The sequence below is a fragment of the Lutibacter sp. genome, assembly GCF_013041805.1.
In the GTDB taxonomy this organism is placed as follows: Bacteria; Bacteroidota; Bacteroidia; order Flavobacteriales; family Flavobacteriaceae; genus Lutibacter.
Genome location: NZ_JABDRI010000015.1, coordinates 41,941 through 54,266, shown reverse-complemented (window position 1 = coordinate 54,266; position 12,326 = coordinate 41,941). Strand labels below are relative to the sequence as shown.

At 30.7% G+C, this 12,326-nt stretch carries 8 protein-coding genes; 3 read left to right on the top strand and 5 right to left on the bottom strand.

Translation table 11 applies throughout. The features are described from left to right. Window positions 1-181 precede the first annotated feature (181 nt). Entirely contained in the window at window positions 182-2,473 is a 2,292-nt protein-coding gene (locus tag HKP59_RS01655) for a polysaccharide lyase family 7 protein (RefSeq protein WP_291802906.1), read from the top strand. Window positions 2,474-2,482: 9 nt separating this feature from the next. On the opposite strand, the gene HKP59_RS01650 is transcribed toward HKP59_RS01655, so the two are convergent. The 5 genes from HKP59_RS01650 to HKP59_RS01630 form a co-directional block, all read right to left on the bottom strand. Then, window positions 2,483-3,541 carry an AMP-binding protein gene (locus HKP59_RS01650; RefSeq protein ID WP_291802905.1) on the bottom strand — a complete coding sequence of 353 codons (1,059 nt, stop codon included), beginning with the start codon at window positions 3,539-3,541 and terminating at the stop codon, window positions 2,483-2,485. A gap of 2 nt (window positions 3,542-3,543) precedes the next feature. Then, window positions 3,544-4,506 (bottom strand): CPBP family intramembrane glutamic endopeptidase, encoded by a 963-nt coding sequence (locus HKP59_RS01645; protein WP_291802903.1) that lies wholly within the window; start codon window positions 4,504-4,506, stop codon window positions 3,544-3,546. Window positions 4,507-4,508: 2 nt separating this feature from the next. Further along, window positions 4,509-5,546 (bottom strand): o-succinylbenzoate synthase, encoded by a 1,038-nt coding sequence (locus tag HKP59_RS01640; RefSeq protein ID WP_291802900.1) that lies wholly within the window; start codon window positions 5,544-5,546, stop codon window positions 4,509-4,511. A 129-nt stretch (window positions 5,547-5,675) separates the two neighbouring features. Further along, a complete protein-coding gene (locus tag HKP59_RS01635) occupies window positions 5,676-7,838 on the bottom strand; it encodes a S46 family peptidase (RefSeq protein ID WP_291802898.1) in 2,163 nt (720 codons plus the stop codon). Window positions 7,839-7,858: 20 nt separating this feature from the next. Next, complete coding sequence (locus HKP59_RS01630; protein ID WP_291802895.1) at window positions 7,859-10,060, bottom strand: S46 family peptidase; 2,202 nt, start codon at window positions 10,058-10,060, stop codon at window positions 7,859-7,861. 98 nt (window positions 10,061-10,158) lie between these two features. Here HKP59_RS01630 and HKP59_RS01625 point away from each other — a divergent pair, with 98 nt between their 5' ends. Continuing rightward, the gene (locus tag HKP59_RS01625; protein WP_291802892.1) at window positions 10,159-11,466 is read left to right on the top strand and encodes a DUF819 family protein; all 1,308 of its coding nucleotides are present in this window, start codon (window positions 10,159-10,161) and stop codon (window positions 11,464-11,466) included. Between the two features lie 48 nt (window positions 11,467-11,514). Next, window positions 11,515-12,213, top strand: a complete 699-nt coding sequence (locus tag HKP59_RS01620) for a DUF4369 domain-containing protein (protein ID WP_291802889.1) — start codon at window positions 11,515-11,517, stop codon at window positions 12,211-12,213. Window positions 12,214-12,326 lie beyond the last annotated feature (113 nt).

Sequence of the window (12,326 nt, the reverse complement as noted above, 5' to 3'; positions counted from 1 at the left end):
TTAGTTTTCATAAAAACATAAAGCACATCGCTTTTAATAACTAATAAATTAACATTTATTTACTTTCAATTATATTAATTTTCAACACATCTAAATTATATGATTTCATCATATATTTACTTAACTTGCAAAACAAATAATTGGTTAACCAATTTAAATCATTTACCCAAATTAAGTAAAAATGAAAAAACAGTTAAAAAATCATATACACTTTTTTTTATTAAGCATACTACTCACAAGTTTTATACTTCCTATTACTGCGCAAGTAGTTCCATCTGATCTAATGAAGAATTGCAATCAATGGAAAATTACATACCCTACTGGAGAAGAAGATAAAACACTTTGTGACGAGCCAAATAACGAATTTTTTTATGTGAATGATACCAATAATGCTATCGTTTTTCGTGCCCCAATAAGAAGTGATAATGGAACAACACCAAACTCGAGTAATATTCGTTCTGAATTAAGAGAACGAGTAGCTGACGGAACTGTTGATATTTACTGGACCACTGAAGGTTCACATATGGTATATGTAAAACAAGCTATTACACATTTACCTATTAATAAACCACATTTAGTAGCCACACAAATACATGGAAATAAAGATGATGGTATTGATGACGCTATGGTAATGAGACTTGAAAACTCACATCTTTTCTTATCATTTAATGGTGGTCAATTAAGAGATGAAATAACTATTAAATCAAACTATAGCCTAGGAACAATTCATGAGGTTATTTTTCTTGTAGTTGATGGGAAACATTATTGTTACTATGCAGAAGATGGAAATCTTTTAAACGCGTATACAAGTGGAGACCCTACTTCCTATTTGATAAAAGCAGATGGTAATGACTTTGTCATGGATTTAAACTACGATCAATCCTATTTTAAAGTTGGTAATTACACTCAAAGTAATGCTGATGAAGAAGGGTCTGATACCGACAATCCAACTAATTATGGTGAAGTTTTAGTCTATGACTTTTATGTGGAACATGATGAAGATAATGTTTCAAGCGTAGAATTATCACCAACTACTATAGACCTTCTAACAAACAACACATATCAATTATCTACTTCCGTAAAACCTACAAACGCCGTTGATGTAGGAGTAAGTTATAGCTCTAGCAATATTAATGTGGCAACTGTAGATACAAACGGACTTGTTACAGCCGTTTCTGAAGGTAGTGCAACAATTACTGTAACAACTAATGATGGAGGATTTACAGATACAACTGAAATAAATGTGGTAGATCTTGCCATTGTTCCTAACCTTGCTTTAAACAAGTCTATAACAGGAACTGGAACAGCGGATGGAGACAATGTAGCAACCAACCTTGTAGATGGTTTAACAACTACAAGATGGTCGGTTTCAGGGTATCCTCAAACAGCAACAATAGATTTAGGTAGTATTTCCAAAATAGACAGAACAGAATTAGTTACGTATTCAGAAAGAGACTATCAATACACTATTGCTGTTTCAAACACCGAAAATGATACCTATACACAAATTGTTGATAGATCTCAAAATACGTCTCCAACTACTGAACAAAATCCAAATATTAATTTATTCTCTGAAATTGAAGCTCGTTTTGTAAAAATTACTGTAACAGGCTCTGAAACTTATACAGGTGACTGGATTAGTTTATCCGAATTAAGAGTTTTCGGTGTTGAAGGAGATATAGACGAAACTGATGGTGATGGTGATGGAATTTTAGACCAAAATGATAATTGTCCAAATACTCCATCAGGTGTTTCTGTCGATGCATTTGGTTGCGAGTTATTGAGCTCTAACAACTTCAATATAGAAATTATTGGTGAAACTTGTCCTGGAGAAAATAATGGACAACTTATAGTTTCTCCAAATGAAACACGAGATTATCAACTTACTTTTAACGGAGAAAATTATGGTTTCTCAACTGAAGGTATAACTATCGAAAATATTGCTACTGGAACATACGAAATTTGTATTGAAGTAGTTGGTGTTACTTCTCCTTATTGCTATGTAATTGAAATAGCTGAAGCAACCGAAATTTCAGGAAAATCGAATATAGAAAACAAACAATTGTATGTTCAAGTTTCCGAAGGCACATTACCTTATCGGGTTTTTGTGAATGGTTCTTTTAAGTTTGAAACTTTTCAAAACGATTTTAATTTTGAAGTAAATCAAGGAGATTTGATTGAAGTAAAAACTAAAAATGAATGTGAAGGTATCTTTTCAAAAGAAATTGAATTCTTTGAACTGGCTTCTATTTACCCAAATCCTTCTCAAGGAATGTTTTCAATACCGGTTTTAACTACCAATAAAAAAGTAGAAATTAGTGTCTATAACAGTACTTCACAGCTAGTACTATCAAACACTTTTAAAGTACAAAACTCAATAGTTCAGCTAGATTTAAGCCACATAAAAAAAGGAGTTTATTTTGTGAAAATTCACTTAGATAAAGAGTATCAATTTAAAATAATAAAAAATTAAAAAATTAAATTAGAGCAAAGAAATTGTAGCTTTTCTATTAATTTTTTGAGTTTCAGTTTCAATAAATTTAGGAAGGAAATAAACTTCTTTAGGGTTTTCAAATTTTGAAAGCGTTTTTAAAAATGCTATTTCTTTTAGTATGTCCTTTTTTATTTCACCTTCAACTATAAGCACTAACTTCTCACCTAATACTGCATCTGGTATTCCGGTGACAAAAAATCGATTAGAGAGTATTTCCGAAATATTCAATTCAATTTGTTCTGGAATTAATTTAATACCTCCTGAATTTATAATTGAATCAAACCTTCCCAACCATTTAAATTGATTTTCAGAGATTAAATCAACTAAATCGTTGGTCACAATTCTTTCTGATGAAATTTTTGGAGCATCAATTACCAAACAACCTCTTGAATCTTTGCTTAATTTTATATTTGGAAGTGTATTGTAATACGTTTCTGAACCAAGTTTTGATTGCGCTCTATTATTTAGCTTTTTAATAGCAATATGAGTCACGGTTTCAGTCATTCCGTAAGTTGCATAAACAGCTGTATCAATATTTTGAATTTTATTGAGTAACTCTTTTGAAACCACTCCACCTCCAACAATTAATTGTTTCACCTTGTAAACTTCAGTCAATGAATTATGCAATTGCAACGGAACCATTGCACAAAAATCATATATATTATTTATTCCTTCTAAAGGATTTGAAACTGCATTAACAATATCTAAGTTCCATCCTAATTCTAAGGCTCTTACCAACATCATCTTTCCGGCAATATAATTAGCAGACATACATAATAGCGCCTTTGTTCCTTCACGTAAATCAAAGAAATCACCAGTAGCTTTAGCACTGTTAACCATATACGCTTTTTGCAATTGAATTAATTTTGGTGTACCTGTAGAACCGGAAGTATTCACTTCTATAAATGAAGATGAATTAAACCATTCTATAAAAAAGTTGTAAACTTCTAAAGATATATTTTTAGAAAATGTAATTATTTCTTCGGTAGAATTAAATGATTCTCCTTGTAATTTAAATGCTTTATGAAATACAGTTTCACTCGTCACGTTTAATTAGCTATAAATTCGTCCTCGTTTAACTCAATAGGTTTATAAATATGCCCAAATAACTTCTCTTTCCAATTACTCCATCCATATTTTTTAGAAAAAATAAATAAAACTAACGGATACAAAATGAATACAGGCACAAACATTTCCCAACCAACTGATGGCTCTGAGGTGTCAATCAGTAATGCATCTGTTTGAAAAACGGTCCAATTTGCTGTAACTAAAACCGCAGCAATAATATTATTAGCCGCATGAAAACCTAAAGCCAACTCTGTTCCTTCATCCATTAAGGTGAAAATTCCTAAAACTAAACCTGTTCCAATATAATATACCATAGTAATCCAGCCTAGTTTTTCAACCTCAGGATTTAAACCATGTAACAAACCAAAAATTACAGATGTTAATAGTAATGCTACGAATGTTTTTTTAAACCAAGTACCAAAACCTTGCATTAAATAACCTCGAAACAATATTTCTTCCATACTCGTTTGAATTGGTAAAAACAAAAATGAAATAATAACTAATAAAAAAAATGGTAGAGGCTTAAAATTCCAAATAAAATCTTCAGGAGACATAAAATATCCCGCAGTAATCATAAGAACACCAATTACAGCCCAAATTAAAAAAGCAAAAAAAACACGATTCCAATCTACCCTATCTCTACTCGTAATTAAGGTTATAATTTTTCGTTTATGAATTTGTTTGATTCCAAAAAAAAGCGATAATAAGCCCGCTAAAAACGTGAATATTACTAATAATAAATATAAATTAGAATCAATTCCTAAAGTTGTAAAATTATCATTTGCAGATGTAATAAACTCACTAGTATCCTTAGCGTAAAAAAATGCAGTTCCAACCAAAGGAATTACACCTAAAAATTGCCACCCAAAAAATAAAATAAATATGGTTACTAAATAAGCCCACCATTCATTTTCTCCTTTATATGCTTGTTGTATAAATTTCATTCTTAAAATAAATTAAAGTTCCAACTTTTATTTTTGTTATAATGTAAATGTCCGTTTTTTACAGCTAACGGGCTCTCAAAATTATTGGTAAATAAGCTTCCAGTTCCTAATCCTTGCGGCATTTTCGAATTTAATTTATATGTCCATTGAGCAATTGCATTCAACCCAATATTACTTTCTAAAGCTGATGTAATCCACCAACCAATATATTGCTCATCTGCTAATTCAATCCATTCTTCGCTCCCATTAAATCCACCAACCAAACTTGGTTTTAAAATAATATACTGAGGATTTATTATGTGTAGCATTTCTTTCTTATTTGTTACATCAAAAACACCAATTAATTCTTCATCTAACGCAATTGGAATTGGAGTTTTAGAACACAATTCTGCCATTTCTTCAATTTGTCCCTGTTTTATTGGTTGTTCAATGGAGTGAATATCAAAATCTGATAATATTTTTAATTTCTCTTGTGCTTCTTTAGGCGAAAATGCACCATTCGCATCAACTCGTAATTCAATTTCTTCTGAAGAAAACTCATTTCTAATACTTTTTAATAACGCTATTTCAGTTTCAAAATCAATAGCTCCAATTTTCATTTTTATCACTGAAAAACCTACGGCCAATTTATCTTTAATTTGTTGCTTCATAAAAGACTCACTTCCCATCCAAATTAAACCATTAATATCAATAGCATCTTTATTTTGCGTAAATTTTGAGGGAAATAATTCAAATAAATTTGAACTTTGTAATGATAACATTGCTTGCTCCAAACCAAACTGTATGGAAGGAAATTCAATCAACTCATTTAATAAAAAATCAACTTTTAAGTGTATATGTTCGCATAACCAATGCAATTTATCTTCATAATCAGGTCTATCATCACTACTTAAACCTTTAAATACAGCGCACTCTCCAATACCAACTTTTTCACTATCAGTTATCTTTAAAAAATACGTTTCTTTTGTGTGTAAAACACCTCTTGAAGTTCCGCTGGCTTGTTTAAAGTTAAGAATGTACTTTTTAAATAGTGCTTTCATTGTTCTATTAAAAATCGAAAGGTACAACTATTTAATTTTTTTTAAATAGCTTATGATATTAAAAAATCTCAGGACCAAAAAGTGATTCTGAGATTTTTTAAAATTAAATATTTTATAATAAAATTCTTATTATTTCTTTGGATGTACGAGCGTCATCTCATCAATTAAATTTTGAGCGCCAGCATATTTGTCAATAATAAATAATACATAACGAATATCAACCATGATACTTCTTACAATATCTGCATCATAATATAAATCACTCATTGTACCTTCCCAAGTTGTGTCGAAAGCTAAACCAATCATATTTCCATAAGCATCAACAACAGGACTTCCAGAATTTCCACCTGTCATATGGTTAGTTGACATAATATTTACAGGCATTTTTCCATTTTCACCATATGGCCCATAATCCTTCGTCTCATATAAATCTTGTAATTTTTGAGGTACATCAAACTCATAATCTCCAGGAACATATTTTTCCATTACCCCTTTTAAATAGGTTTGAGTAGTGTAATAAATACCGTCTTTTGGCTCATATCCTTGCACTAAACCGTAATTTACTCTTAACGTACTATTTGCATCTGGGAAGAAACGTTTGTTTGGAAACACTTCCATAAGCGCTTTCATATACGTTTTTTGAACAGCTCCTAATTGTAAATTTAACTCTTGAAATTTAGGCTCAATTTTAGAATAAAAAATAGTATGCAGTTCTTTCCCAAAAGCATACGCCTTATCTTCATTCAGTTTTTTAATAACCTCTTCAGCTGAACCAGTCATTAGTTCATTTGCACCTGCTAATGATGCTAATTTTGTATTTGCATAAATATCGTTTGCTAAGGCTGTAAAATCTGCACCAACCATATTTGAAGAAATATATTCTTTTGGAGAATTATCAGCATATAATTTAACTAATTTCTCAAAAACAGGTTTATCAACTTCTGCACTATAGTTTTTAAATTTACCTTCTAAACTTCCTAAAACAGCATCTCTTCTTTGATTAAAGGCTTGTTCACCTCCTCTTAAAAAAGCTTGCTCCAATTGAAATGCACTAAACGTAATATTTAATAATTCTACATTTCTGTATGCTACTTCAATCCAATAATCACGTGCTAAAGAAACACCTTCTATTTCTTTATATAATCGTTCAAAATCAGCTAATAATGTTTGGTAACCTACTAAATCTTTTTCTTTTACAATTTTTGAAAATTCTTGTTCCAATGCTCTTTTTTTCTCAATAGCATTAGTTTGATTAATTCCTTGACTTTCACCAATCCACTTTTTCCAATAATTAGCTGTTGAAGCAAATTTAGATGCATATTTAATTTTTATATCTGCATCCTTACGCATATAAGAGTCAACTATTTTTAAAGCGTTATCTCTTATTTCAATTTTTGCAGGATTTAAAACATTCGCAATTTGATCTACACCAACAGCAGGCAAATATTCATTTGTTCTACCCGGAAAACCAAATACCAACGTAAAATCATTTTCTTCTACACCATCTAATGAAATTGGTAAATAATGATTTGGTTTATAAGGTACATTTTCTTTTGAGTAATTTGCGGGTCTGTTGTTTGCATCAGCGTACACTCTAAACATAGAAAAATCTCCAGTATGACGAGGCCACATCCAGTTATCTGTATCAGCTCCAAATTTTCCAATTGCTGATGGTGGAGCACCAACTAAACGCACATCTGTAAAAACTTCTGTTATAAACAATAAATATTGGTTTCCTTTAAAAAACTCTCTAACAGAAGCTTTTTGCCATTCTTCTTTTTGCGCAGCTGCTGTTACTTTATTTATATTTTGACTAATCAATCTCATTTTTGATGCTTCATCCATATCATTAGTAACACCTTTAAATACTTCAGCTGTAACATCGTCTATTCTTTTAATAAACGTTGCTGTTAGGCTTTCATTTATTTTTTCCTCTTCATAACTTTTCGCCCAAAATCCATCTTTTAAATAATCATTTTCAACTGAAGAATGTGATTGAATTACACCGAATCCACAATGATGGTTTGTAAGTAATAAACCATTTGGCGATATCATTTCAGATGTACAACCTCCACCAAAATGAGCAATAGCATCTTTTAAACTTGAATTATTTACAGAATAAATATCTTCAGCGGTCATTTTACTTCCTAACTGCTGCATTTCTTGCTCATTCATTCCTTTTAATAAGGAAGGAATCCACATTCCACCTTGTATATCACGTGTGTCTTGCGCACTTATACTAAGGGTTATAAATGCAATTATTACAAATACATATTGTTTTATAAATTTCATATTATTATTGTTTAATTATATTATTTCTTTTTTGAATGTACTAAAGTCATTTCATTAATTAAATTTTGCGCACCAGCATATTTATCAATTATAAATAGCACATAACGAACATCAACCATAATATTTCTACAAATATCTGGGTCATAATTCATATCACTCATAGTTCCTTCCCAAACTCTGTCAAAATTTAATCCAATTAAATTTCCGTGGGCATCAATTGCAGGACTACCAGAATTACCTCCTGTTGTGTGATTAGTACCAATAAAACATACTGGCATTTTTCCATTATCTCCATATTGACCAAAATCTTTGGCATTGTATAATTCTACTAGTTTCTTAGGAACATCAAATTCATAATCTCCTGGCACAAATTTTTCAATTACACCTTTCAAATAAGTAGTATTTGCATAACGCATTCCATCCTTTGGAGCGTAACCTTTTACTTGTCCGTAAGTTACACGTAACGTACTATTTGCATCTGGAAAAAATCGTTTGTTTGGAAATACTTCCATAAGCGCTTTCATATATTTTTTCTGAACTGCAGCTAACTGTAGATTTAACTCTTGATATTTTGGTTCAAGCTTCGCATAGAAAATTGTATGCAACTCTTTTCCAAACACATAAGCTTTATCTTCGTTTAACTTTTTAATTACTTCATCAGCTGTTCCACTCAATAATTCAGTTGCTCCTTCTAAACTTGTTAATTTAGAGTTTGCATAAATATCGTTTGATAAAGCTTTAAAGTCTACATTCATCATATTTGATGGCATAAACTCTTTTGGAGCTTTTTCAGCATATAGACTTACTAATTTTTCAAATACTGGTTGATCAACTTTTGCACTATAGTTTTTAAATTTCCCTTTAAAACTATTTAGAAGGGATTTTTTTCTACTTTCAAAAGCTTGTTCTCCTCCTCTTAAAAAAGCCTGCTCTAATTGAAATGCACTAAAAGTAATATTCAATAATTCAACATTTCTATAAGCTACTTCAACCCAATAATCACGGGCTAAAGAAACGCTTTCAATTTCTTTGTATAATCGCTCAAAATCTGATAACAATGTTTTGTACCCAACCAAATCTTTCTCTTCAACGATTTTAGAAAACTCCGTTTCTAAGTCACGCTTCTTTTGAATTGCATTTGACTTTTCAATTCCTTGATTTTCACCAATCCACTTTTTCCAATAATTTGCTATTGAGGCGTATTTAGATGCATATTTAATTTTAATCTCAGTATCATTACGCATAAACCCGTCAACAATTTTTAATGCATTTTCTCTCACTTCAATTTTTGCTGGGTTTAAAACATTTACAATTTGATCAACGCCAACAGCTGGTAAATATTCATTTGTTCTTCCTGGGAAACCAAAAACTAAGGTAAAGTCGTTTTCTTCAACACCATCCAATGAAACCGGTAAATGATGTGCTGGTTTATAAGGAACATTATCTTTAGAGTAAGCTGCCGGTTTATTATTTGCATCAGCATAGATTCTAAACATTGAGAAATCGCCTGTATGACGAGGCCACATCCAGTTATCAGTATCCGATCCAAATTTACCTATAGAAGTTGGTGGAGCACCAACTAAACGAACATCTTTAAATTCTTCAGTTACAAAAAGTAAGTACTGATTTCCATTATAGAAAGATTTTACATTGGCATCTTGCCAAGTTTCCTTTTGTGCGGCTTTACTAACTTTTAGAATATTCTGATTAATTAGTTTCATTTTAGCTGCTTCATCCATATCTGGAGTTACACCTTCAAAAACTGCTAAGGTTACATCATCAATTCTTTTAATAAAGGTTACAGAAAAATTTTCATTTGGCAATTCTTCGTCATAACTCATTGCCCAAAAACCATCTTTTAAATAATCGTTTTCAACAGATGAGTGAGATTGAATTACACCGTAACCACAGTGATGATTTGTTAATAACAATCCGTTAGGCGAAATAATTTCTGATGTACATCCACCATTAAAGTGAACAATGGCATCTTTTAAACTTGAATTATTTACCGAGTAAATGTCTTCAGCAGTCATTTTACTTCCCAATAATTGCATTTCATTTTCGTTCATTCCTTTCAATAATGAAGGAATCCACATCCCTCCTTGAATTTCACGAGTATCAACAATAGCGACTTCATTTTCAACAACTTGTGTTGTTTGTTTCACGGTATTACACGAAACGATTAACAGTGCTACTAAAAAATAGAGTTTTATATATTTCATTTGTTTATATTTTATGCACAAATATAACTAACCATTCTCACATGTATAAGTTCAATATTCATTAAAAAAAATAGTATTTTAGCCAAAACTCAAATAATATGGATACAACACCTTTAATTACCCAAGACACAATTGTCTTTGGAATACTTATGTTAACACTTGGATTTGTTTTTTACACATCATCAAGTGAAAATAGTGCTTGGAAAAAATTTTATAAATATATACCAGCTTTATTAATGGCCTATATGATGCCAGCTGTATTTACAACTCTTGGCGTTATTTCACCAGAATGGACAACCGTAAATGATACTGGTGAAATTACTGAACATGGATCGCAAGTATATTACATTGCTAGTAGATATCTGTTACCAGCTGCATTAGTATTGATGACGCTGAGTATAGACTTAAAAGCTGTATTTAATTTAGGACCAAAAGCACTAATTATGTTTTTAACAGGTACCGTAGGTATTATTATTGGAGGTCCGTTAGCGATTCTGTTGGTTTCTATTATATCTCCAGAAACTGTTGGCGGTGCTGGATTTGATGCCGTATGGAGAGGTCTATCTACCTTAGCCGGAAGTTGGATTGGCGGTGGTGCCAACCAAGCAGCAATGTTAGAAATTTACGAATTTAATACTGCCAACTATGCTAGTTATGTTATAGTAGATATTGTAGTTGCAAATATTTGGATGGCTATTTTATTATTAGGAATAGGAAAATCTGAAAAAATTGATAAATGGTTAAAAGCCGATACTTCAGCTATTGAAACTTTAAAAGAAAAGGTATCTAATTATGCCTCCCAAAATGTTAGAAACCCTTCCTTATCAGATTTTATGGTAATACTTTCTATTGGATTCGTAGTTGTAGGAATTTCACATTTAGGTGCCAATGCTATTTCATCTTTTTTAGTTGAAAATGTAGAAGCCGTGGCAGATAAAACTTCGGCAATGTCATCATTTGGATCGCAATTCTTTTGGATGATTACAATCGCAACTTTTCTTGGAATTATACTTTCTTTTACTAGCTTAAAAAAATATGAAGGAGCAGGAGCAAGTAAAATAGGTAGTGTTTTTATTTATATTTTAGTAGCTTCTATAGGTATGAAAATGGATTTGTCAAAAATTTTAGATAATCCAGGATTGCTAGTTGTAGGCCTAATTTGGATGATAATACACGTACTATTATTAATTATTATGGCTAAATTAATAAGAGCTCCATATTTCTTTTTAGCAGTTGGTAGTAAAGCAAATGTTGGTGGAGCTGCCTCTGCACCGGTTGTTGCTGCTGCTTTCCATCCGTCTTTAGCTACTGTTGGAGTATTACTTGCAGTATTTGGTTATGTTGTTGGTACTTACGGAGCTATGCTAACAGCAGAATTAATGCGAATTGTTGCACCACAATTATAGTGAAAAATGAAATTTAAATTAGATATTTGCGTGGTTAAAATTTTAGAAATGAAAAAAATAATTTACTCTTTTATTATTATCAGCCTTTTAATTTCATGTGGAAATGAGAAAAAAGGAACAATGACAGTCCATGGAACTATTAATGGATTGAAAAAAGGAACTGTATATCTTCAAAAATTTAATGATACTTTATTAGTTTCGGTTGATTCGGTCATGTTAAATAATGAAAATAGTTTTACATTAGTTGATAATATTGAAAGCCCTGAAATTTATCTTGTTCAACTTGACAAAAATGAAGATCAAAAAATAACTTTTTTTGGTGAAAAAAAAGAAATAAATATTACCTCTAAACTTGAAAAATTTGCGACATCAGCCAAAATTTCTGGATCTAAAAATCAAGAACTTTTAGAGGAACATAAAGCGATGGTTCAAAAATTTAGTGGAAAACAATTAGATTTGCTTAAAGAGAAATTTGAAGCCCAAAAAGCTGGTGATACTGAACTTCTTGTAAAATTAGAAAATGATGAAAAAAGCCTAATTAGAAGAAAATACTATTTCTCAACAAATTTTGCAATAAATCACGGAGAGTATGAAGTAGCTCCTTATATTGCATTAACTGAGTTATATTATGCAAATATTAAATTGTTAGATACGGTAAACAACTCATTATCCAAGAAAGTAAAAGAATCTAAATATGGATTAGAGCTTAATAAATTTATTAGTGAAATTAAAAAGACTGAAAATTAATTAATTGAATTTTCTATAAAAAAGCAACTCAATAGAGTTGCTTTTTTTATTTTTAATCTTGAATTTGTAACATTTCAAGAACAAAACATACTTATTAAAAGAACGAAACAAAA

Coding starts and splice junctions, on each gene's coding strand:
- HKP59_RS01645 (WP_291802903.1), bottom strand. CDS start 4,506: ATGAAATTTATACAACAAGCATATAAAGGAGAAAATGAATGGTGGGCT.
- HKP59_RS01630 (WP_291802895.1), bottom strand. CDS start 10,060: ATGAAATATATAAAACTCTATTTTTTAGTAGCACTGTTAATCGTTTCG.
- HKP59_RS01625 (WP_291802892.1), top strand. CDS start 10,159: ATGGATACAACACCTTTAATTACCCAAGACACAATTGTCTTTGGAATA.
- HKP59_RS01640 (WP_291802900.1), bottom strand. CDS start 5,546: ATGAAAGCACTATTTAAAAAGTACATTCTTAACTTTAAACAAGCCAGC.
- HKP59_RS01635 (WP_291802898.1), bottom strand. CDS start 7,838: ATGAAATTTATAAAACAATATGTATTTGTAATAATTGCATTTATAACC.
- HKP59_RS01620 (WP_291802889.1), top strand. CDS start 11,515: ATGAAAAAAATAATTTACTCTTTTATTATTATCAGCCTTTTAATTTCA.
- HKP59_RS01655 (WP_291802906.1), top strand. CDS start 182: ATGAAAAAACAGTTAAAAAATCATATACACTTTTTTTTATTAAGCATA.